This window comes from Embleya sp. NPDC050154, assembly GCF_044460165.1.
GTDB lineage: Bacteria > Actinomycetota > Actinomycetes > Streptomycetales > Streptomycetaceae > Embleya.
Genome location: NZ_JBITJP010000004.1, coordinates 299,512 through 323,703 on the forward strand (window position 1 = coordinate 299,512; position 24,192 = coordinate 323,703).

Genomic DNA, 24,192 nt, shown 5'->3' on the forward strand with positions numbered 1-24,192 from the left:
CGGTGACGTCTCGACGAGGTGGTTGCACATGGTGACGGACGACCGGATTCGGTACTACCTCAAGCGGGTCACCGCCGACCTGCACGAGACACGAGCGCGCCTGCGGGAGTTGGAGGACGCCGACGCGGAGCCGATCGCGGTGGTGGCGATGGGCTGCCGATTCCCGGGGGACGTGCGCTCGCCGGAGGACCTGTGGCAACTGGTGGTCTCCGGAAGGGACGCGATCGGGCCCTTCCCCCAGGACCGAGGCTGGGACATCGAGGGCCTCTACGACGCCGACCCGGACCGGCCGGGGAAGAGCTACGCACGCGAGGGCGGGTTCCTCGCCGACGTGGCGTCGTTCGACGCGGGCCTGTTCGGAGTGAGTCCACGCGAGGCGCTGACGCTCGACCCGCAACAACGTCTGCTCCTCGAGGTGTCCTGGGAGACGTTCGAGCGCGCCGGCCTCACACCGGCCTCCCTGCGCGGGAGCCGCACCGGTGTCTTCGTGGGCACCAGCAGCCAGGAGTACGCGCTCCTGCTGGATCGGGCCCGGGAGAACTTCGAGGGCTACGCGACCGGTTTCCTCGCCAGTGTGTTGTCGGGTCGTCTGGCGTACACGTTCGGTCTGGAGGGTCCGGCGATCACGGTGGATACGGCGTGTTCGGCGTCGTTGACGGCGTTGCATCTGGCTGTGCAGGCGTTGCGGCAGGGTGAGTGCACCCTGGCGCTGGCCGGCGGTGCTTCGGTGATGACCACCCCCGGAATGTTCGTGGAGTTCAGTCGGCAGCGGGGTCTTGCGGTGGATGGTCGGTGCAAGGCGTTCGCGGCGGGGGCGGATGGTACGGGGTGGGGGGAGGGTGTGGGTCTGGTGTTGTTGGAGCGTTTGTCGCGGGCGCGGGAGCGTGGGCATCCGGTGCTTGCGGTGGTGCGGGGTTCGGCGGTGAATCAGGATGGTGCGTCCAATGGTTTGACGGCGCCGAACGGTCCGTCGCAGCAGCGGGTGATTCGGCGGGCGTTGGCGTCCGCGCGGTTGTCGGCGGATCTGATCGACGTGGTGGAGGCGCATGGCACCGGTACCGCGCTCGGTGATCCGATCGAGGCTCAGGCGCTGTTGGCGACCTACGGTCGGGAGCGGCCGGCGGATCGGCCGTTGTGGCTGGGATCGATCAAGTCGAACATCGGCCACACCCAGGCGGCGGCGGGCGTCGGCGGCGTCATCAAGACGGTGATGGCACTGCGCCGAGGCATCCTGCCGCCCACTCTCCACGTGGACGAGCCGACCCCGCACGTGGACTGGGCCGCGGGCACGGTGCGCCTGTTGACCGAGGCGCGGGATTGGCCGCGGACCGGCCGGCCGCGCCGGGCCGGGGTGTCGTCCTTCGGGATCAGCGGCACCAACGCCCACGTGATCCTGGAACAGTCTCCGGACGACACGTTCCCCGCGACCCTCGTCGCACCCCCGACCGCCGTAGCCGTCGAGTCCGACGGCTCTGCCGACCTCGCGGACGACCCCGCGCGGAAGCTCGTCGAGGGCGACCGTGCGCAGACCGGGCCGCTGCCGTGGCTGATCACCGCGAGGAACGCTCGGGGGCTGCGAGAGCAGGCGGCCCGGCTGCGTCAGCACGTACGTACCCGCCCGGACCTGGCGTCGGCCGACGTCGCGCATTCGCTGCTCACCTCGCGCACCCTGTTCGACCACCGAGGCGTGGTGCTGGCCGACGACCGGGACGCGTACCTCGTGGGCCTCGAAGCCATCGCCGAGGGGAAGAGTGCCGCCGGTGTCGTCACGGGCGTCGCACGCGATCCCGGGAAACCGGTGTTCGTCTTCCCCGGCCAGGGCGCCCAATGGGAGGGCATGGGAGCGGACCTGTGCCGCGACTCGGCGGTCTTTCGCGAGCGGCTGCACGAGTGCGCCGAAGCGCTCGCGCCGCACGTCGACTTCTCGCTCGTGGACGTCGTCCGCGGCGCCGAGGGCGCGGCCTCGTTGGACCGCGTGGATGTGGTCCAGCCCGCGCTGTGGGCCATGATGATCTCGCTCGCCGCCCTGTGGCGCTCGCACGGCATGGAACCCGGCGCCGTGGTGGGCCACTCCCAGGGCGAGATCGCCGCCGCGTGCGTCGCCGGTGCCCTGTCCCTGGAAGACGGGGCGCGAATCGTGGCAAGGCGCTCGCGCCTGGTCGCCGAACGCCTGGCCGGCAGCGGGGGCATGGCGTTCCTCGGCCTTCCGGCGGACCGGGCCCGCGACCGGCTCTCGGCATGGGGAACACGCCTGTCCGTCGCCGCGGTCAACGCCCCCGGGTCCGTCGTGGTCTCGGGCGACGCCGAGGCGCTCGCCGAACTCCTGGACGCCGCCGAGCAGGACGGCGTGCGAGCGATTCGCGTCGCGGTGGACTACGCCTCGCACTCGGCCCAGGTCGAGGCACTGGAGGCCGAACTCGTCACGATCCTCGCCGACATCGCCCCACGGGCGGCCTCGATCCCGTTCTTCTCGACGGTCCTGGGCGGCCCCGTCGACACCTCGGGGCTCGACGCCGCCTATTGGTACCGGAACCTGCGTGAGACCGTCCGCTTCGACCCGACCGTGCGCGAACTCCTGGCGGCCGGGCACCACACCTTCGTGGAGATGAGCCCACACCCGGTGCTCGCGGTGTCCCTGCACGAGATCACGGAAGGCGCCGCGAGCCCCGGGAGCGTCGGCGAAGGCACGGTGTTGACGTCGCTGCGGCGCGACGAAGGACACCTCGGGCGTTTCCTCACCTCCCTCGCGGAGGCGCATGTCCAGGGCGTGCCGGTGGACTGGTCGGCGCACATCGGAGGGCGGGCCCACCCGGTGGACCTGCCGACGTACGCGTTCCAGCGCCGCCGCTACTGGCCCGACGCGCTGCCCGCCGCCGCCCCGGACCGGGAGAGCGACGACAGCGCGGCCGCCGTGTTCCGCCGGCGCCTCGCGGAACTGCCCGACAGCGGCAGGGGGAACCTGGTCCTGGAGACGGTTTGCGAGCATGCCGCCGCCGTGCTCAACCGCGGCTCCGCGGCGGACGTCGACATCACCCAGGCGTTCACCGACCTCGGGTTCGTCTCGATGACGGCGATGGAGATGCGCAACCGGCTCGCCACGGCGACCGGTGTCCGCCTCTCCCCGGCGGCGGTGTTCGACCACCCGACGGCCGAGAGGCTGGCCGCGTACCTGCTGGCGCGTCTGACCGGCGCCACCGAGCAGGTCGACGAGCCGGCGACGGCCGCCGTCGCCGAGCCGATCGCGATCGTCGCGATGGGTTGCCGCTACCCCGGTGACGTGGCCTCGCCCGAGCAACTGTGGGACCTGGTCGCCTCGGGACGGGACGCGATCTCCTCCTTCCCGAGCAACCGCGGCTGGGACACGGCGGGTCTGTACGACCCGACCCCGGGCCGCCCGGGCCGCACGTACGTCCGCCGGGGCGGTTTCCTGCACGACGCCGACCGGTTCGACCCGCTCCTGTTCGGTATCAGCCCGCGGGAAGCACTGGCGATGGATCCGCAGCAGCGCCTGCTCCTCGAGGTGACATGGGAGGTCCTGGAACGCGCGCGGCTGGCCCCCGACGCCGTCGCCGGCAGCCGCACCGGGGTGTTCGTGGGGGTCAGCGGTCAGGACTACCTACCGTTGCTGACCGCCGATCCCGAGGGCGGCGCCGGCTACCTGATGACCGGTACCTCGACCAGCGTCGCCTCGGGGCGGGTCGCCTACACGTTCGGCCTCGAAGGACCGGCGGTGACCGTCGACACCGCCTGCTCGTCGTCCCTGGTCGCCCTCCACCTGGCCGTCCAGGCGCTCCGCCAGGGCGACTGCACGGCCGCGCTGGTGGGCGGGGCGACGATCCTGTCCACCCCGGGGGCGTTCCTCGAATTCAGCCGCCAGGGTGCACTGGCGCCGAACGGGCGATGCAAGGCGTTCGCCGCGGAGGCGGACGGCACCGGCTGGGGCGAGGGCGTCGGCGTGCTCCTGATCGAACCGTTGTCGGTGGCCCGAAACGCCGGGCACCCGGTCCTCGCCGTGATCCGCGGCACCGCGATCAACCAGGACGGGGCGAGCAACGGCCTGTCGGCACCCAACGGACTCGCCCAGCAGCGCGTGATCCGGCAGGCCCTGGCCCACGCGGGGCTGACCGTGCGGGACGTGGACGCCGTGGAGGCCCATGGCACGGGCACCACGCTCGGCGACCCCATCGAGGCGGAGGCCCTCCTGGCCACATACGGGCAGGGCCGGCCGGCCCACGCCCCCCTGTGGCTGGGGTCGCTCAAGTCCAACATCGGCCACACCGCCGCCGCGGCCGGGGTGGGCGGGGTGATCAAGACGGTGATGGCGATGCGCACCGGCGTGTTGCCGCCCACCCTGCACGTGGACGAGCCGACGCCGCACGTCGACTGGACCTCGGGCGCGGTGGAACTGCTCACCGAGGCGCGACCGTGGCCGAATACGGGTCGGGCCCGGCGAGCCGGTGTCTCGTCCTTCGGGATCAGCGGGACCAACGCGCACGTGATCCTGGAGCACGCACCGGACGACGCGGACGCGGTGCGTGAACCCGAACCGACCCCATCGAGCGCGGGGCCGGCGCGGCAGACGTCCGGCGATCGGCATGCGCAAACCCGGCCTCCGGGTTCGCCGCGGCAGGCGCCGGACCCGTTCGCCACGCTGCCCACGGTGCCGTGGGTGTTGTCGGGCGGGACCTCGGACGCGCTGCGTGCGCAGGCCGGCCGGTTGCGCCGGTTCGTTCGCGAGCGCGCGGAACTCGCACCGGTCGACGTCGCGCGTTCCCTGGCGGCGACCCGGGCCGGCCTCGCCCACCGCGCCGTGATCCTCGGCCGGGATCGGGATGCCCTGCTGGTGTCGCTGGCGGAACTGGCCCGGGACGGATCCGCACCGGGGCTGGTCCGGGGCATGGTGCGGGGCCGGGACCGGGTCGCGTTCCTGTTCTCCGGTCCGCCGCGCGAACCGGTGGCGGAACGAGCCGGACTCGTGGAGGAGTTGTCCGCGCGGATCCCGATGTTCGCGTCGGCCCTGGCCGAGGCCGATGCCGCGATCGCGGCACGGCTGGACCGCCCGCAGGGCGAGGTTCCACCGCGGCACGGCGAGACGCCGCAGGATCCGATCCCGGCCCAGGGCGCGCTGTTCGCCGGGGAGGTGGCGCTGTTTCGGCTCCTCGAACACTGGGGGATCGAACCCGGGCTGCTGCTCGGGCGATCCGTCGGTGCGGTCACCGCCGCGCACTGCGCCGGCGTGCTGTCCCTGACCGACGCGGCCGCACTCGTCGTCGCCCTCGGCCGGGCGTCGGAGTGCGCGGCGCAGGCCGACCCGACGGTGTCCGACGACTCGGCGGTGTCCGACGACTCGGCGGGGGAGGGCGTGCGACGGGCCGTCAAGGAACTGACCTTCCGCCGGCCGCTGACCCCGCTCGCCTCCGGCCGCACGGGCCGGCCGGTGACGTACGAGGAGTTGTCCTCGTCGGAGTACTGGGTGCGGCTGATTCGGGACGACGGCGCGCCGACCGAGGCCGTGCGCGGGCTCGGGTCGCAAGGGGTGTGCGTCTGCCTTCGGATGGGGGCCGACAACACCTTCGCGGAGCGTGTGGGGCCCGGCGCCGCAGCTCCGACGGACGGTACCGAGGACACGAACGGCACGGGTGGCGCGGACGCCGCAGACGCCGCGACCGCCGCAGACGCCGCGACCGCCGCGGCCGAGAACTTCACCGTTCTGCCGATGCCCGGGCCGGAATACGACACCGAACTCGGCGCGTTCCTGGGCGCACTGGCCCATCTGCACGTCCGGGGCGTTGCGGTGGGGTGGGACAGGATGCTCGCCGACTGCGGTGCCCGCCTGGTGGACCTGCCCACGTACGCGTTCGGGCGCGAGCGATACTGGCCCGAGGGCGGCGGTCCGACGATGGGCGCGGTCCGGCCCCCGGGCGAGTACGGGTCGGTGCGGCCGGATCGGGGCCGGGAGATCAGGGAGCGCCTGGCGGCCGCGAACGGGGAGGAACGGGCGCGATTGGTCGTCGCGTGGGTTCGTACGCACGTGGCCGCGGTCCTGGGGCTGGCGGACCCGGAGACCGTCGACGCCGATCGGCCGCTGCCCGAGCTGGGGTTCGACTCGCTGACGGCGGTGGACCTGCGCAACCGCCTCGGCGCGGACACCGGCCTGCGCCTGGGGCCCGGCCTCGTCTTCCAATACCCCACGGTCGCCTCCCTGGCCCGACACCTGGTCGAGCGATGGGAGGAAACGGGGCCTGCGGGCGACGAGGACACCGGCGGCGCGGAGCCGGCACGTGCCGGGACGGGCGGGGCCGGGTTCACCCTCGGCCCCCTGTTCGCCCGCGCCGGTGACCTGGGCCGGACCGACGAGTTCGAGGAACTGATGCGACGCATCGCCCGGTTCCGTCCCATCTTCGACAACCCCGACGAGCGGTTCCGGCCGGCGCAGGTCAGGCTGGCACGCGGCTCCGCAGCCCGCATCGTCTGTTTCCCGACCTTCGCCGTCGGCTCGGGAGCATCCCAGTACGCCCGACTCGCGGCCGCTTCCCGAGGCGAGCACGACGTCTGGGTACTGCCGGTGCCCGGTTTCGGTCCGCACGAGTCGCTGCCCGCATCCGTGGACGTCTTGGCACAACTCCAGGCGGACGGTGTCGTGCGGTGCGCCGACGGCGGTCCCGTGGTCCTCCTCGGCTACTCCGCCGGCGGCTGGATCGCCCACGCCACGGCGGCTGTTCTGGAAGCACGCGGAGCCGGTCCCGACGCCGTCGTCCTCCTGGACAGCCATTGGCCACGCAGCGCGATGCTCCGACACCTCCACGCCCGGATCGAAGCGGCTCGCAGATCCGGAGCATCGGACGAGCCGTGGGCACAGGAGGCCGAGGACGACACCCACCTCACGGCGCTGGCGCACTACACCGGTCTGTTCCAGGCGTGGACCCCCGCGAAGATCGGCGCGCCGACGCTACTCGTACGGGCCGCGGAGGCAGGCTTCGACGACCCGCCGCAGGACTGGCGGCCCCGCTGGCATCTGCCGCACACGGCAGTCGACACGCCCGGAACGCACTTCTCCATCATCCGTGAGCACAGCGGCCCCGTGCTGCGCGCGGTGGGCGACTGGCTCGGCGGTTCGCATCGAGACCACGACAGCCAACCACCCCGAGGCACCCAAGGAGCATGATGACGTCCGACAGCACCAGCGACAACAAGCCGCTCGAACGCCTCGACACCAAGCCGCTCGAACGCGCCCACGACAAGCCGCTCGACCACCTCGACCAGGCCGTCCTCGACGGGCAGGCCGGATACTCGAAACCCTTCCTCAACCTCTACGACCTCGTGGTGTACCGAGGCACCGCACCGCTGTTGTGGCGCTGCCCGCCGACGGTCTCCCGACGCCTGTACGACACCGGCGTGGGTGCGCGCCACATGGACATCGGCGTGGGCAGCGGGTACCTGCTCCACCACGCGCGGTTCCCGGTGCCCGACCCGCGGATCACCCTGGTCGACCTCAACCCCAACTCCCTGGCCCACACGGCACATCGCCTGCGCCGCTACCACGTCGCCACGGTGCGCGCGAACGTGCTGGAGCCGCTGCCCGTACCGGACGGCTCGCACGACTCGGTCGGGATCAGCTATCTGCTGCACTGCATCCCGGGAAGTCTGCGGGAGAAGGGGATCGTGCTGGCGCACGCCGCGGCCGTGGTCCGCCCCGGAGGTGTCGTCTTCGGCACCACGGTCCTGTCGGCCGGCGTCCCGGTGTCCCTCGCCGCCCGCAAGGCGATGCGGCTGCTCAACAAGCAGGGGGCGTTCCACAACGACGGCGACACCCTGGACGACCTCCGTGCGCAGCTCGATCGGCACTTCGATCACCACGAACTGTCCGTCCGCGGCTGCGTCGGCATCTTCCGCGGCTGGACGGCCGACTGACCGAGCTGCCACGGACATCCCGCCACCGGCAATAACTCACCGCGGTGATGAGCCCGGTAGTACGGGATCCGACGGTCGCGCGCCGATGTCCCGTTCGACCTCGGTGACGGTCGCCGACGACCCGGTCGATGACGCACGTGCCACCTGGTTTCTCGGTTACACGCTGGTCACCGCAGGCGAGGACCTGTCCCGCAGCGAGACTCCGGTGGAGCGCGCCCTGGCCGAGGAACCGGCTTTTCGTACGGACGCGGCCGACCGGCTCACCGGGCCGGGCAGGGCCGCCCTGCCGACCCGCGACTACGAGCGGGGGCGCCGAACTCCGGGCCGCGATGGATCCGGTGCTGTTCCCGGAGCACGCGGACGGACAGGGGGGAACGGAACGGTGGTCGGGTGGGGTTCTCCAGCCCGGTTCCCAGCTCCGGGCGTGGGGACGCAACGAGCGTGGGCGTGCGGAAGCCGCCGGGCCTCGGCGTCGACCGAGGCATCGCGGATGGACCGGGTGTGCGCTCGATGGGCCGTCGACCCGCGGATGTACCGAACCGCCGCCGAAGTCCCGTAGTTCTACGGATTACGTACCGCGAACCGCCTCCTAACGTCTGTGATCAACAACGAAACCTTGCCGTACGGGCGCTGCGACCGACCATCCCCGGACCAGCCCGCGGCCTGCTCGACGATCACGTGACCGGGCGTGGCGCGTGCCGTCGGCGGCACGCGGGGAGCGGCGTGCGGCGTGCGGCGTGGCTCAGCCTCTGGGTGCGGCGTAGCCGAGCCGAGAACCCGCTATATGCCCATTCACCGCGAGTGACACTACTCCTCAGGCCGAGAAATAATTACGCCAGTCGATCTTCCCAGCACCTGCCCGACGTGCAAATATTCCAAAAGAAATTGCGATCCGGCGAGCACGGTTCGTCCTCCGGAGTCTCCAGGACAGGGAAGAATGTTTCTTCGGCGCCACCGGACATGCATCGAGGCAGTCAATCCACTCGCTCCGAAAATGGATGCGCAACCCTCTTGTGGATTCCCCGGATCCTGATAAAGATTCGCTCGCAAGAGCGCGGTATTTCGCATCGCAGTCACGAGGCGCCTTCGTCGTGCGCAGTCGCCTCGCGAACGAAAGGCACGATCATTTCGGTCGAAGCAGTGTCGCTCGGATCGAGCGACACATTAAGCATCGAAGCATCGGTCCTCCAGACGGGGACTCTCCTCCCCCCGCCGTTCGGGGCCATGCTCGACAAGGTCGTGCTTCCTGCTGCTCAGGGATTCATCGGCGAGGAACGCACCATGGTCGAGGAATATCTGACCACGAACCGCCGGCGCACATACCGCAGCCTCATCGCGATCGGCGACGCCAGTCAGCAGTACCAGGACATGGCCCGACGTCTCGGATACCACTACGTCTGCGTCGATCCGCACCTGGCGCCCGGACTCGCGGGCCGAGCGCCCGCCACCGAGCCGGATCCCGGCGGATTGCTCCTGCGTCGGCGACTCGACACCGTGCGACCCGAGCACCTCCCCGTCGGTCCTGCGGTCTGGATATTCCACTTCAACGTCTTCCCGTATCTGGATGCCACATTGGAAATCCTCACCGAACTCTGTGCCGCAGACGATCTCATCGCCATCGCCACATGGAGCAAAACGGCGGAGGCATCCGAAAGGCGCGCCGTATACGACCGGTGTCTGGAACGCTACACGCGAAACGATGCCGCACAGGCCGTCGAATCCTCACTCACTCGCCGCCGCGTATCGGTCGCCTTGCCGCCGCATCGCAATCACACCACGCTGCGCGGGCGCTTCGTCGACGTCCGGATACTCGATGTGGTGCCCGAAACCGACCGGGAGTTTCTCCGATGAGCGACAGCGCCAGGACCGTTTCTCGCCTCCTGCACGAGTATCTCGCCGAACCGGCACGGGAAACGCCCGACGCGGTGGCCGTCCGCCACGAGGACGGGACCACTCTGACATTCGGCGAATTGGAGGCCCTGTCCAACCGCTGGGCCCATCATCTGGTCGATGCCAAAAGCGCCGCCCGAAACGAACGCCCGTATGTGGGCGTACTCGCGACTGTCACACCGTGGTCCATCGCGGCCGTGTTCGGCGCTCTCAAAGCCGGTTACGCCTATGTGCCCCTGGACGAACGCAGCCCCACCGCCCGGCTGCGGGGAATCGTCGACCAGGCCGGGATCGACGTGCTGATCGCCGAGCCGGCCGTCCTCGACCGCCACCGGGAGATACTCGACGCCCCCGGCCTCGAATGTGTCACGCTCTGCGCCCCGGGCGCCACGCACACCGGCACGCACGGTTTCGATGTGATCGCCAAGCACAGCGCCGCCCCGATGCATCGCCGGGTCGTGGACGAGGACTTGGCCTATGTCCTGTACACCTCCGGCTCCACCGGGGTTCCCAAGGGCATCATGCTGACCCACCGCGCGGCATGCGCATTCGTCGACTGGATGCGCAAGGAGTTCGAGCTCACGGCCGACGATGTCGTGATGTCCCGCGCGCCCTTCCGATTCGACCTGTCCGTCTTCGACGTCTTCGACACCATCGCCGCCGGTGCCACGCTGATCACCTTCGACTGGGAGCGCAACCGCCCCGGAGACGCGAGGCATCGGGCGTACGTCGACCTGTTGACGGCCTCACGGGCGTCCATTCTCTACACCACGCCGTCCACGTTCGTGACGCTCATGAACCGAGGCGGCCTGGGTGAGTCGCCCACCGCGCTGCGCACCGTGATGTACGCCGGAGAGCCGTTTCCCACACCCCAACTGCGGTCCCTGGCAGCGGCCTTGCCCGGCGTACGGATAGCGAACATCTACGGACCCACCGAGACCAACATCATCACGTGCCAATGGGTGCGCGAGCACCACCTGCGCACCGACGCGCCCATTCCGCTGGGCGTGGAAGTCGACAACGTCGAGATCATCCTCGTCGACGAATCCGGAAGACTGTGCGGGCCCGGCGAGTTGGGCGAGCTGTGGTGCCGAGGCGCCACCAACACGATCGGCTATCTGGGCGAGCCGGACAAGACCGCGCAGCAGTCGGTGCTCAGCCCCTTCCACGCGGCGCCGGCCAGGTTCTGGCGCACCGGCGATCACGCGGTTCGCGACCACGACGGGATACTGCACTACCGGGGTCGACGCGATCACATGGTCAAGGTGAACGGGTTCCGCGTCGAACTCGGCGACATCGAGGCAGCGGCCGTCGCGCACCCGGCCGTCCAGTCCTGCGTCGCGCTGCCCGTCCCCTCGGACGACCCGCTCCTGGGCACTCGCATCCGCGTCTACTACACGACGCCCGACGGCAACCCTCTCGTCGCCGAACTGCTGCGCGCGCACCTGGCCGACCGGCTGCCGGCACACATGCTGCCCGACACCTTCCGACACCTCGACGACATGCCGTTCACCTCGTCCGGCAAACCCGACCGCCAGTTGCTCGCGGAACTCGATCGGGAGGCGACGCATGCCTAGCCCACCGACCGCACACGCCGCCATTCGGGCGAACAACCTCGTGTGGTGGTGTCTGTACTACGACGAACTGCTCGACGACGAGGCTTACCAACTCACGCACCTCGCGGACGCCGACGCCTTCTACAACTGCGCGCAGGCCGTGTCCGATTCCGGCGACCACACCTTCGCGGCCGTCGAGGACTTCTATCGCCGGCGGGGCATGGTCCCCGCCCTCTACACCGATCCGAACCAACCGGAGGACCTGCCGAGCCGAGCCCGTGCGCACGGCTATTCGCCCGTCCCCACCGAGGACGAACTCTGGTTCGGGTACGACCTCACGGACGACACCGCGTTCGAGCGCCCGGATCACGAAGTCCTGCGCGTCGAACCGGATCGCGTGCGCATCCTCGAGATCGACCCGCACGGTCGTGATCTGGACACCTTCCTCCGCATCAACGGCGACAACAACGATCTGTCCGCGTCGGTTCGGAGTCGGTTGGCGAACAACCTCACGCGCCGCCGGCTCCGCGGTGTCGAACTCACCCTCCTGCTGGTGACCCTCGACGGCGAGCCCGTCGCCACCGGCGCCATGGGCCTGTGCCGGGACATGGCCTTCATCTGCGAGTCCGCCACCGAACCACACGCCCGCCGCAAGGGCATCTACTCGGCGCTCCTGCGTCGACGGCTCGAAACGGCCCGCGAGTCGGGGGCGCGACACGCGTACCTGACCACCGCCTTGGACGCCCAATCGGGACCCGCCGCCCTGAAGCTCGGCTTCGAGCAGGTCTGGCGGCGCGAGTACCTCCGGCAAACCCGGACCGACAACCGATCGTTGAGGAAGACAATATGAGCAGCGCCATCGACGCGATGATTTCGGCGAGCGTCCGCGAGAGCCGTCGAGCACTCATCGGAGGCCTCTTCGACACCGTCCGGCAGTACGACGTCACGGCTCAGGGCATCGACGGCCGGCGTATCCGCGTCGACGAGGACCACTGGGTCGTGGATTTCGCGTCCTGCAACTACCTGGGTCTGGACCTGGATCCCGAGATGACCGCCACGGTCGCGGAATCGGTGGCGCGCTGGGGCGTGCATCCGAGCTGGTGTCGGCTGGTGGCCAGTCCGCGCCTGTACGTGGACCTGGAGGAGCGGCTCGCCGATCTCATGGGCACGGAGAAGACACTCATCCTGCCCACGGTCACCCTGATCTCCATCGGCGTCATACCGGCCCTCGTGGGTCGAACGGGCGTCATCCTCCTGGACAAGTCCGGGCACGAGACGATGTACGAGGGCGCGAAGATCGCCCGGGACAACGGCGCGAAACTCGTCAGCTTCCGCCAAGGCGACTTCGAGCGGCTCCGCGAACTCCTGCACGAGCACCGGGACAACCCCCGCAAGCTCATCCTCGTCGACGGGGTCTACAGCATGACCGGCGACTACGCCGACATGCAGCGGTTGTCCGCCCTGGCCGCCGAATTCGGCGCGGTGGTCTACGTGGACGACGCGCACGGCTTCGGGGTCGTGGGGGAAAAGCCGGACGAAAGCGCCCCGCTCGGCCGTGCCGGCAACGGCATCGTGCGCCACTTCGACAGTGGCTACGACAACGTCGTGTACGTGGGCGGCTGTTCCAAGGCGTACTCCTCGCTCGCCGCCTTCGTCGCGTGTTCCGCCCCCATGCAGAAGTTCATCAAGACGTTCGCCACCCCCTACGACCTGTCCGGTCCGTCACCGACCGCCTCATTGGCGACCCTGTGGTCAGGGCTCGACATCAACGAGCGCCGCGGCGACGTGTTGCGGGACCGTCTGTGGCAGCTCACCGACAAGGCGCTGGTCGGTTTGCGCCACCTGGGCTTCACGGTGGACAACACCAGCGGTTTCCCGATCCTGTCCGTCGTCATCGGCGACAGCAGCGTTCTGGTCGACACCGCGAATCGCCTCTTCCAAGCCGGCATCCTTGTCACCGTCTGCCCCTATCCGATGGTCGAACAGGGCAGTGAAGTACTGCGGATCACCGTCACGGCGGCCAACACCGACGCCGAGATCGATCACCTCCTGCACGCCTTCGGTGAGATCCGCAACCATCTCGCCGAGGTGATGCCGTCGGCTCTTCGCCTCCCGGAATGACCGAGCCCGAACCGGTCTCGGTTCCGGCGGGACCGGCTGGATCGGCGGCGGCAGCACACCCGCCGCCGGTCCCGGGTTATCGGGACCTCATCCGCATGGGCGACCTGGGGCCATTGATCCTCGTGGTCTTCCTCGGGCGATTCGCCGATGCCGCGTCGCACGTGGCCCTGCTGCTGTTCGCCTTGGAGCAGTACGACTCCCCGGCGTTGGCCTCGGTCCTCCTGTGCTGTCGTCTCCTGCCGGGACTGCTCGTGAGCCCCTTCGCCGGAGCCTTCCTGGACCGCGGCGAACCGGTACGCCTGGTCGGCGTCGACCTGGCGGTGGCCTGCGCGGTGACGCTGGCGATTCCCCTGTTGAGCCAACACCGCCTGCTCCCGGCCGTGCTGCTCGTCATGCTGGTCTGTGTCGCCTCGTTGACCAGCCCGTTCACCAACGCGGGCCTGCGTTGCCTGGTCGTACTGAGAGTGCCGAAACCTCTATGGGAACGGGCCAACGGGCTCGACAGCGCAACCTACGTCACGGCGTTGATCGGTGGCCCCGCCGCCGCGGGTGCGCTCACCGCGTGGATGGGCGCCCGATCCGCCCTGCTCATGGTCGCCATCCCCCTGGCCGTGGGTGCCGGCATCGCCCTGACCCGGCCGGCCGGCCCGCGACCCGCGCCCGCGAAGGTCTCGCTGCTCGAGGACACCCGAACCGGAGTCCGATATCTCCTGCGGCATCGGCGGCTGCGCAATCTCGCGATCGTGGTCTGCGTCCTGAACATCGCCAACGGAATCCACGAGGTCGTCATCCCGATCGCGCTGGTGACCCGGAGCGGCGGCGGCGCGGCGACGGTGGGCGTGTTCCTGGGCATTGCCGGCGTGGCCGGCATCGTCGCCGGGTTGATCCTCGGGCGCCTGGACAGCAACGGACGCGAACCGCTCCTCTTAGCCGTGGGCATGGCAGTGGAGGCGGTGGGCCTGGCCGTGCTCGCGACCGGGCAATCCACGATCATCGTCGTCACCGGGCTCGTGGCCGTCGGCGCCTCGGGTGGGATCTTCGACGTGGCCTTCCTGACGCTGCGACAGCGCCTGACCGACCCCGCGATGTCGGGACGCGTCACGACCGTGTCCTCCGCCGTCAACCTGAGCGGCGCTCCTCTCGGCTCGCTCCTGGCCGCCCCGTTGATGGGCAGCTCCGCACACCACACGTCCACGGCCCTGCTCGCCGCCGCGGGGATCAGCGTGGCCGCCGCATGCCTGGTGCCCCTCCTCCTCGGCCGAGGCAAGGGGGAAGGCCCGGACGCGTACGCACTCACACCGCCCGGCACGAACGCCGGGTCCCGCAAAGGCGCGTGACGCGCGGGCGAACGCCGAATCCCGCGAGGGCGTGTGCCGCCCGGACGAATGCCTCGCGACGCCCGACGCTCGAACGAATGCCTTGCGACGCCCGACACTCGGACGAATACCTCGCAATGCCCGACACCTGGACGAACACCTCGCGACGCCCGACGCGAACCGCGGCCACCGCGTCGGGGCCCGCGTCCGCCCGGTCACGACAGGTCGCGGTCTCCGCCACCGGCGACCCTCGACGGAGGCTGCGGGCTGTCGGACATACCGCCCACCTCCCCGAACGCCGGGCAACGTGGCGGGCGGATCGCGCCTCGGCCCATGTTTCCGCCGGCGGCGGTGTCCGCGAGATGGACGACGCCGACGTAGGCCCGGTCGTGCTGCCCCGCCACCGTCACACGCCGGTGTGGGGCGCACCCGGAAGCGTCGGGTCCGCAGGAAGCCCGCAGGAACGCGTCTCGGGCCGCGATAGGCGCCCAGGTTCACTCGGGGCGGGCAGGCGTTCGCGAGTGGGCTCGCCGCGGCTGTGATCTTGCCGCTGCCCGGTGCCGTGCCGACCTCGACGGCCGCGCGTGGCCGCGCGTATCGGGAGCTTCTCGGCGACGGTGTCGAGGCGGACGCCCATGTGAGCCGGGCCAGGGACGTCGTCGCACGCCACCGCGCGCGTCGAACGCCCCCGCACGTTGCGGGAATCGCCGTACCCGGCGGCGGAGCCCGGGCCCGCGACGAGGCGATGATCCTCGATGCCCACGATCACCACCGGGCGCAGAGGATTCGAGGCCGCTCGAAATTCGGCGTGGCCGAGGCGTCGCGGATGGGCCAGGGGTGGCTTGATGGGGGCCGTTGGCCTGCGGATCCCCCGAAACGCAGCCGAGGTACCGTAGTTCTACGGATTCCGGCGCGCGAGCCGCTCGTTAACGTCCTACATCGAAGGGCACGCGCCGTCGGGAACCGACATGGCTCCGCACGGCATGTGGCCCCCTGCCCGCCCGCGGCAACTCCATGTCCACGCACCGCCGAGCGCGACCCCGCTCGGGTCGGGCAAGTGTTGGACAAAGCCCCGCGGCCCGCCAGGTTCCCGTACTCGGGCGGACGCCCACGATGTTCGAAAGTGAGGCCTCCGCCAGTGGTGGACTCGGCACGCGACGCTTCTCCCACCGAGCCTGCTGTCTTCGACGCTCGTACCCGACTCGTTGCGGCCAAGATCGAACATGCTTGGGGCAGCAGCGTCGGCGAGAAGAGCTACGGTGCCCCCGACGAGGTGGCCGAGCGTCTCTATGACGCGCTCTACTTTCCCGACCGAGTGCGGGCGGGCATCGGGGAGCGGCTCCCCGAGGGGGCGCCGGTCCCCGTACTGCGCGAGACGACACAGGCCGCTCTCGAAGCCCCGCTGGACATGGGCCCGGCCCCGGACCGCGACCGGTTCGTCCGAACGGTGTCCGACACCATCGTCCGGGGCGTCCCCGTTGCGCAGGCCCTCCTGCCGCATGCCCGGGAGCAGTTGGCAGAACTGATCCGACGCGGTGTGGAGGTCCTGGCCTGGTCCGCGGGCGAGCCGAAGCACCAGCATCACAAGCTCGGCGACATCGGGATGGTCGATCCCCGCATCGCGCCGACCGTGGTTCCGCCCGTCGAGGTCAGCCGCGATTTCGGTGAGCCTCTGTACGTGGGCACCGCGATCGCCCCGGACAAGACGGTGCCCGAGAACATGCAAAAGGTGGAGGACGCCGCGGGGAACCGTCACATGGTCGTCGTCGACGACCGGACGAGGAACCTCATCGCGTTCCAGCGGCGGTTTCCCAACGCAACCGCTTTGTGGGTCCAGTACGGCGCCCACGCGCAGAAGTCCGTGGCGAAACTCGAACGCGGTGAGGAACCCGAGCTCGCCCGGGCGATCGAACAGGGAACGATCGTTGTGGTCGCCGAGATCGGCGACCTCGTCCCCACCATCGAACGCCTCCAGCGGGAAGGCCGACTTCCCGGGGACAAAGACCTGTTGCTGGCCACGGACGTGGACGACACGCTGCTCGACAACGACCTGCGACGCGATCTCCAGCACGTCGCCACCCGGAAGGCCCTGGAGTCCCGGGGCTGGGTCGCCGCGCCGTCCCACGACGGGCCCCGATCCGAGCCGACGACGGTTGTGCGGCCGACCCGCAATCCCTGGCTCGGTCTGAACGCCCCCTCGCCCGCCCCGTCGGCCGAGGAACACAGGTCCGCCGAGGAACACAGGTCCGCCGAGGCACCCAAGGCCGCCGAGGTACCCAAGGCACCCGAGGCACCCAAGGCACCCGAGGCCGCGAAGGCGACCGACGCCCGTCCCATGGGTGGCGAGGAAGTGATCGCCGCTCCCGTGCGCAACCGGTTGACGGCCCTGGACGCGGAATCGGCGGGGACGTCGGCTCAAGCTCCCGCCGCACTGGCCGCAACCGCATTCCTCCCGCTCTCGTCGCTGGCCGGCCCAGGGCAGGGATCGGCCCGTGAGGTCAATGTCGGGATTCCGAGGCAGATGACGGCCATCCGGCACGTCGCCGCGCACCAGGACAAGGGCATCGACCTCAAAGCCCAACGCTCGCTTTGACCTTGACTCTGTCGGTGATCCTGGATGGGCGAGGTCGGATGTCAAGAGTCCGCCAGGACTTCGACAGTGGGATTTCGTGCTGGTCCAGCGCCACCAATCTTCCCCGCCCGGGTGGGCCACGCGAGGACGAAGGCCCGCACCCCGCAGCCGGCCTGACGAAGATTGTCCGCGTTTATGGGATCCGTCATTGGCTCGAGCAGAGTTGCAAGCAGATGAAGGACGAACTCGGCAGGGCCGACTTCCAGGTCCGCTCCGACCCGGTGATCCGTCGCCATCGGACTCTGGTGAACTGCGCGTTCTCGTTCTGTTGGGAGGTCCGGTTCACCGAACGGGGGTCGAGGAACGCCCCGGCGCCGCAGCCCCGCGACGACGCCGGAGAAGGAAACGCCGGAGAAGGAGGGGGACCCGAACCGCCCCGCCGCCCCCAGTGCCGTGGCGGGCCCGGGTGATCCGGGCCGTCCGCGCCTGGATGACCCCCTGGACCGTGCTGCGACGCTCCCGGCGTGCCTGGTCGAAACGCGGCGTAGCCCGACCTTGCAGTTCCATGACTATCGTGCGGTGGCGCAGACTCAGCCAGTCGGCCGAAACCGGGAACCCTCAGGTCCGCGCGGACAGAGCATGGTGTGGACCAAGACCAACTCAGACCCCGAATACGCGCAGGCGACCCGGACGCGTTCGCCGCGCTGTTCGACGCCCATGCCAGGGTCATACACCGGCACGCCGCCCGCGTCACGGGTGATCCCTCCCTCGCCGACGACATCGTCTCGCTCACCTTCCTGGAGGCCTGGCGGCTGCGCGCCAAGGTCGCCCCCGAAGGCGAAAGCCTGCGCCCCTGGCTGTTCGGGATCGCCGTCAACGTCCTGCGCAACAGCGCCCGCGCGGCCCGCCGCTATCAGGCGGCCCTGGCCCGGATCCCGGCCTGCGAGTCGGTCCCCGATCTTGCCGACGAGGTCGTCGAACGATCGGCCGACGCCGAGGAGTTGGCCGCCGCGCACCGTGCGCCGGCGCGCCTGCGGCGGCCCGAACGCGAGGTATTCACCCTCGTCGTCTGGGCGGGACTCGACTACGCCGCGGCGGCCGAAGCCCTGGGCGTACCGATCGGCACACTGCGCTCGCGGCTGTCCCGCGCCCGCCGCAAGCTGCGCGACCTGATGGCGGAGGAGACGCAACCCGTCCCCACCGCGCGGACAGCCAAGGGCCGACCGCCTTCCGGCGGTTCGGCAGGAAAGGGAGAAGACGTCGTGAAATCCGATCACACCGAGTACATCGACCAGGGTCCGCTCCGCGCACCGGTGGTCGCCGACCTGACCGACGAGCGGCACCGGCAGCTGCGGACCCATTTCCTGCATCACCTCGCCGAGGTCGCGAACCCTGTGGCGAGTCCGCGCCCGAACGCTCGGCGCCGTTTCGGCTACGTCCTCGCGCCCCTGGGCGCCGCAGCCGTGCTCGTCGGCGCGGGCGTGGTCTCCAGAGGGTTCGACCACGATCGGCCGACCACGCCGGTCGCCGCGCCGCCGCTGATCGTGCCGATTCTTCCCGGATGGCGCTCCGAGGCCGCGGCGGTGCTCGAACGCCTCGCGGTCGCGGCCGGCCGGGAGGCGACGAACCCGCCGGGCACCGGTCGATTCGCGTCGAACCAGTCCCACAGCAGGATCTTCAGGCCCTTGAGGATCGGGCGTAGGAACCACGTTCAGCACAGGATCCGGATCCCCTTGCCGATCAGCTTGAGCAGTTCCCACAGCAGTCGCAGCGGGACCACGACGATCACGGCGATGATCCGGGCCGGCCAGCGGATCACCGCGTACAGGCGGCCTTCATCCGGCTCTCGCGACTTGGTGGTGGTCACCGTTCCGGTTCTCAATCGCTCTCCCCGGCCGGGAGCCGGGTGAGGGCGTACCAGGAGACCACCACGGTGGCCGCGTACGGGGCCAGGTTCCACCATCGCCGGATGTCGCCCAGACGGACGGTGGGCCACGCCCAAGCGGCCGGCGCGATGCCCACGGAGAGCGTGTTCGCGGCCCCGGACAGGAGGCACCAGGCCCTGCACCCGCCGTCGTCGGTGCGGGAACCGGGCGGCCTCGACTACATCGTGCACGAACTCTTCGACCGCGAGGAGGCGTTCGTCCCAGGCGACGTCGCCCACGCCGGCCCACCCTCCGGCGCGGCACGGGCCGGTCTCTCTGGTCGGTCGGCTTTCCCAACGCGCCGGCGTGTCACGTTTTGCACCCTATCGCCGGCAGTACAACCCCGACGGGGGGTGTCGTCCCGGTCACCACCGGGACGACACCCCCGTCATGCTCACCGGTGACTGGGCCCAGCCGCCCCGCAACCTGCGCGTTCAGTGGCGGCGCAACAGCCAGACCGGCTTCCGTGATGTCTGCCCAACCGCCCCCGTTCAATAGGCGCCCTCGGTGCGGGCACCTTAGGGCAGTGGTGCGCCGTCGGCCATGGCGACGGGACGGACGGCGACGGTTACCGTCGCGGCGAACCGGGCCGGTTCACCACCGGCTGTGCCAGTACAGCGCGTTCATCGTCACTCGTAAGGGCGCGGCACCATCCCGTTGGCTTCCCCAGGCGCCACCGTTGTTGGTGTATCGGAGTGGGAACGCGCCGGCCCGGCGGACCGTACGCAGTTGGCTGTGGTCAAGGTCCGCTCGCTCCGAGTACCGCACAAGGTGCTGCGCCCCGACGTCGGTGGGGGCGCCATTCCCCGCGCTGACGGAGAAGTCGGCATTCGAGCCGACAAGAGTCCAGTCCGTTCCCCCCTGCGCCTGGTGGAGCTTCGGCCCGAGCCAACTCCGGAAGGCTCCGCGCGGGTAGTACATCTCCCGGCATTGCAGGTTGGCGAGGCAGCCGGCGCCCATCCAAGCAACCTTGTGCGGAGTGCCCAGGGTGACGACATCCTCCACGTACAGCGTGTCCGGCCAGGTGGGGTCGCCCTTCGCGTATCCAGCCAGCGCGGCACGGATGATGAGCCCTCCCATGGAATGCCCGACGAGGTCGACGGTCTGCCCCTTGACGGAGTACATGTCGTGGATCTTCCACGCCAGCCCGCGCCCCAGATCCTTCAGGGACGTGTCGACGGTGCCCTTCCCTTCCGGGTCGATGCGAACGTCGCACTCCGGATCGTCTTCTTCGTAGAAGCCGACGCGGTGTAACGGGCCCTCCCAGCCCGACCTGTTGAACAGCGTGGCCGCGGAGTTCCACTTACTGCCGCACGCGTCGCCGGGCGTGTACCCCTTGACGAAGAAGACGGGACGCTGCGTGCTGTCCTTGCGTGTAGGCGGTCCGGCCTCGATCGCGGCCTGGTCGGATGTAGTTGCATCGAAACGGTCGAGAGCGGTCGCCGTAGTGGTCGTAGCGAACATGAAGGTGGCGCTCAGTATGAGCGTCGCGAAGGACGAGCGGATTCTCATGCGCACTCCTTTCGGATATCGGACAGCGTGCCGAGCGCGAGCACCGCACCGAGAGTCGCAGTCACCCGGGCGTGCGCATTCGCCTGAAGGGCTGCTCCCTGTCGGTTCGGGTAGGGAATCTCTGAGCTCCCGCCGGGATTCGCCGAGCCATCGCGCAGACACATGTTTGTTGACCGGTGGTCGGATCCGGCGCAGCGGCATCGCCTGTCCCGGGCCGTCGAAGTGCTTGACGCGTTCGGGGCGGGATCCTTGCGCGTCCGGCGGGACTGCTCACAGCTTGCTGATTTCGCGTCAGCCGGGTCAATGGCACGCGGCCGTCCCGGACTGTCCCGGACTGTTCGGGACAGCCGGGTCAAGGCACTGGCTGTCCCGGAACTCGGCCGGCCGGCACCGCGGAACGCGTCTCGTCCGGAAGGTCGGGGACGTCCACGCCCGCGGCCGGCCGAGGTGCGGTGGGCGCGGCGCTCGCCTGGACCGTGCCTGGTCGAGGACCCGGTGCCGGACGCGTTGCGTGCGGTCCCGGAGGAGACGGTCACCGGGGACTCGATCGACTCGTGTCGCCGATCCCGTGGTTGCAGGCCGTGGACGACGCCGGGTTGCCCCGCTTCCTGGAGCGGATACTGCTCCCCCCAGGATCCGGCTGGGGCGTCGTGGCGGTCCGGACTCCACCCCGGATGCGCCGTCGGACAAGGTCCACGCCAACGCCCTTGTCCTGCCCGGAAATCCGACGAACGGTCAGCCCGGCCTCAGCGGTCGCCGGACCGCTCGGGCCGACGCCCGTTCGCCGCGCGCCGGAGACCGATCCGGGCCGCCACCGGAACGGCGACCAGGGTCAGTACGGCCGCCGCCGTCGCGTAGGCGGCGTGGTGGCCGATCGGCCCGGGATCGCCGTGCGCGGTGGGACCGACCGCGCCGGCGATCGCGGCCAGGACGGTGGGACCCACGCCGCTGCCGATCTGAAGGGCGGTCACGGTCACCGCCGATGCCGTGCCGTGCGCGGCCGGCGGCACGTCGCGCAGACCCGTCGTGGTGATCGCCGGAAACGCCAAGCCCTGACCGATCCCGCTCACCACGAGTCCGACCGCGACCGGCCCCCAGTACGACGTATCGGCTCCGGCCAGGCACCACAGCAGCACTCCGCCGGCGGTGAGCAGCACCCCTGTCACCAGCACCGGTCCGGCACCGAATCTGGGGAGCAACCGGCCGGAGAGCAGCGCCGCGCCTGCCACCGCGATACTGACCGGCAACACCGCGAGCCCGCACTGCGCCGGACTCAGCCCGCGTACCTGCTGGAGGTAGAGCGGCAGCAGGAACAACGATCCGGTGACGCAGAAGTAGAACGCCGCCGCCACGATCGCCGCCGTCCGCACTCCGCTCGAGCGCAGCAGCCCCCGATCCAGCAGCACCGCGCCGGGGTCTCGGTCGCGACCCCGCCGCCACCACACCGCGGTGGCCATCGCGGCGGCCACGAACACAGCGCCCGCGAGCGCACGTACGCCGGGTCGTGCGGCCAGGTCGGCGCTCAGCACGAGCAGCACGATCGCCCCGACCAGGGCCGACGAGCCCACCGGGTCCGGACGCCGCGCGCGACCGGCCGTACCCGCCGGCAACCGGCGCCACGCCGCCACCGCGGTCGCACCGGCCACCGCCACCTGGAGCACGAACACCCAGCGCCAGCCGACCGCGCTGGTGACCACGCCGCCCAGCACCAGGCCCACCCCGTAGCAGCCCGCCTGGGCGGACGCGAACACGCCGTACGCGCGCGACCGTGCCGGCCCGCTCGGATACACATCGGCCACCAGCGCGGTCGCCGCCGGCATCGTGATCGCGGCTCCCGCACCCTGCACCACCCGACCGACCGCGACCAGCCAGAACGCGGGTGCGACGAGCGCGAGCAGCGCGCCACAGGTCAGCGTCAGCAGGCCGGCCATCAACACCCGCCGGCGCCGGAAGCGATCCGCCAGCGCGCCACCGCACAGCAGCAGCCCGGCGAACGCCAGCGCGTACCCGGTCACCGCCCAGGACAGGTTCTGCGCGGACGTGCCCAGGTCGGCCCCCATGCTGGGCAGCGCGCTGTTGAGCACCGCCACACTGCCCGCGTCCAGACCGGCTGCCGCGCTCAGGACGACCAGGGATGCCCGGGACGGCGATCCGGGAGGTGCAGCGGCCGGCGCGGACGCAGGCTCGAAGGCGGGTGCAGGCATGGCGAACTCCGTGCTGGACGTGATGGCGGCCTCGCACCGGTCCGAGGCGGACCGATCGCGAACGATGCGCGGCGCCCGGTCCGAACCGGGCCACCGCCCGGGCACCACTCTCGGCCGGAGCAGACCGCCGGACCAGATACCGCCCGAGGCCGGCCCTCGCAGGGCCACCCCCGGGGATGTCCTTGCCGGGAGCCGCGACCGATACTGGAGGACATGGCGCCACCCGTACCGTCCGTACCGCCGTCCCGGACGACACCCCCGACCGGGACCGCACCGCGGGAGCGGGCCGCCGAGACCGATCCGGCCGCGCCGCTGCCGGACCTGGCGCACTTCCTGCGCTCGCGGCGCGCGCGTCGCACCCCGGAGAGCGTCGGACTGGCGCGCACCGGTGCCCGGCGACTGAGCGGACTGCGGCGGGCCGAGGTCGCCGCGCTGGCCGGGATCAGCCCCGAGTACTACACCCGCCTGGAACAGGGCCGCCAGCGCCGACCCTCGACGGAGGTGTTGGACGCGCTGGCCCGGGCGCTGCACCTGGACGAGGACGCCCGCCGGCATCTGCATCGCCTCGCCGCCGGCCCGCCCCGGCCGCTCACCGAAGCGGTCGAGCCGCCACTGGTGCCCGCGGCGACCCGGCGTCTGCTGGACGCGCTGGCGGAGTGGCCCGCCTACGTGGTCAGCCCGGTCCGGGACATCCTCGCCTGGAATGCCGCGGCCTCCTGGTTGATCACCGATTTCGCCGAACTCCCGGCCGAGCAGCGCAACTTCGCATGGTTCGCGTTCCGCGATCCGCGCGCACGGCGGCTGTACGCGGACTGGCCGGCGGTGGCGCGCGGCAACGCTCATCGTCTGCGCGACGCGGTCGCGGACAACCCGCATGACCCGCGCGGCAGCCGGCTGGTGGCCGAACTGACCTCGCACGGCGACCGGTTCGTCGAGTTCTGGGGGGAGCACGAGGTGCGCGGACCGACCACTGGGCACAAGGAACTGCACCACCCCGCGGCCGGCCCGCTGAGCCTGGACTACACCGTGTACGTGTTGCCCGGCCCGCACGCCTTGGAACTGGTGGTGATGACCGCCGCCGAGGACTCCCCCACCCACCGTGCGCTGCGGCACGCGGCACACGGCAGGGCGGTGCGTTGACCGGGCTCAGCGGAAAGGCTCCCCGACACGGCGCGTTCGAGACCC

Annotated in this window: 12 protein-coding genes and 1 pseudogene; 10 read left to right on the forward strand and 3 right to left on the reverse strand. The window is 70.8% G+C overall.

Annotation, left to right across the window (positions count from 1 at the left end; translation table 11 throughout):
- Positions 1-31 precede the first annotated feature (31 nt).
- From ACIBSV_RS10715 to ACIBSV_RS10755, 9 genes and pseudogenes are all read left to right on the forward strand, one after another.
- Positions 32-7,093: pseudogene (locus ACIBSV_RS10715) on the forward strand (type I polyketide synthase); the annotation flags it as partial.
- 71 nt (positions 7,094-7,164) lie between these two features.
- Positions 7,165-7,911 carry a class I SAM-dependent methyltransferase gene (locus ACIBSV_RS10720; protein ID WP_395861428.1) on the forward strand — a complete coding sequence of 249 codons (747 nt, stop codon included), beginning with the start codon at positions 7,165-7,167 and terminating at the stop codon, positions 7,909-7,911.
- Between the two features lie 1,224 nt (positions 7,912-9,135).
- Complete coding sequence (locus tag ACIBSV_RS10725) at positions 9,136-9,762, forward strand: hypothetical protein (protein ID WP_395861430.1); 627 nt, start codon at positions 9,136-9,138, stop codon at positions 9,760-9,762.
- Positions 9,759-11,378, forward strand: coding sequence for an amino acid adenylation domain-containing protein (locus ACIBSV_RS10730; protein WP_395861431.1), 1,620 nt, complete (start codon positions 9,759-9,761; stop codon positions 11,376-11,378). The genes ACIBSV_RS10725 and ACIBSV_RS10730 overlap by 4 nt, the downstream gene beginning before the upstream one ends.
- Entirely contained in the window at positions 11,371-12,207 is an 837-nt protein-coding gene (locus tag ACIBSV_RS10735; RefSeq protein ID WP_395861432.1) for a GNAT family N-acetyltransferase, read from the forward strand. Before ACIBSV_RS10730 ends, ACIBSV_RS10735 begins: the two co-directional genes overlap by 8 nt.
- A complete protein-coding gene (locus ACIBSV_RS10740; RefSeq protein ID WP_395861433.1) occupies positions 12,204-13,478 on the forward strand; it encodes an aminotransferase class I/II-fold pyridoxal phosphate-dependent enzyme in 1,275 nt (424 codons plus the stop codon). The genes ACIBSV_RS10735 and ACIBSV_RS10740 overlap by 4 nt, the downstream gene beginning before the upstream one ends.
- A gap of 95 nt (positions 13,479-13,573) precedes the next feature.
- Positions 13,574-14,815: an MFS transporter gene (locus tag ACIBSV_RS10745; protein WP_395861434.1), complete on the forward strand. Its 1,242-nt coding sequence runs from the start codon at positions 13,574-13,576 to the stop codon at positions 14,813-14,815.
- Positions 14,816-15,917: 1,102 nt separating this feature from the next.
- Positions 15,918-17,387, forward strand: a complete 1,470-nt coding sequence (locus ACIBSV_RS10750) for a hypothetical protein (RefSeq protein WP_395861435.1) — start codon at positions 15,918-15,920, stop codon at positions 17,385-17,387.
- A gap of 623 nt (positions 17,388-18,010) precedes the next feature.
- Complete coding sequence (locus tag ACIBSV_RS10755; RefSeq protein ID WP_395861436.1) at positions 18,011-19,276, forward strand: RNA polymerase sigma factor; 1,266 nt, start codon at positions 18,011-18,013, stop codon at positions 19,274-19,276.
- Here ACIBSV_RS10755 and ACIBSV_RS10760 read toward each other — a convergent pair.
- From ACIBSV_RS10760 to ACIBSV_RS10770, 3 genes are all read right to left on the reverse strand, one after another.
- The gene (locus ACIBSV_RS10760) at positions 19,245-19,388 is read right to left on the reverse strand and encodes a hypothetical protein (RefSeq protein WP_395861437.1); all 144 of its coding nucleotides are present in this window, start codon (positions 19,386-19,388) and stop codon (positions 19,245-19,247) included. The two genes, ACIBSV_RS10755 and ACIBSV_RS10760, sit on opposite strands and share 32 nt — an antisense overlap.
- Positions 19,389-19,885: 497 nt before the next feature.
- Entirely contained in the window at positions 19,886-20,803 is a 918-nt protein-coding gene (locus tag ACIBSV_RS10765; RefSeq protein ID WP_395861438.1) for an esterase/lipase family protein, read from the reverse strand.
- A gap of 746 nt (positions 20,804-21,549) precedes the next feature.
- Positions 21,550-23,007, reverse strand: coding sequence for an MFS transporter (locus ACIBSV_RS10770; RefSeq protein ID WP_395861439.1), 1,458 nt, complete (start codon positions 23,005-23,007; stop codon positions 21,550-21,552).
- Between the two features lie 213 nt (positions 23,008-23,220).
- Here ACIBSV_RS10770 and ACIBSV_RS10775 point away from each other — a divergent pair, with 213 nt between their 5' ends.
- A complete protein-coding gene (locus tag ACIBSV_RS10775) occupies positions 23,221-24,147 on the forward strand; it encodes a helix-turn-helix domain-containing protein (RefSeq protein WP_395861440.1) in 927 nt (308 codons plus the stop codon).
- The last annotated feature ends 45 nt before the right edge of the window (positions 24,148-24,192 follow it).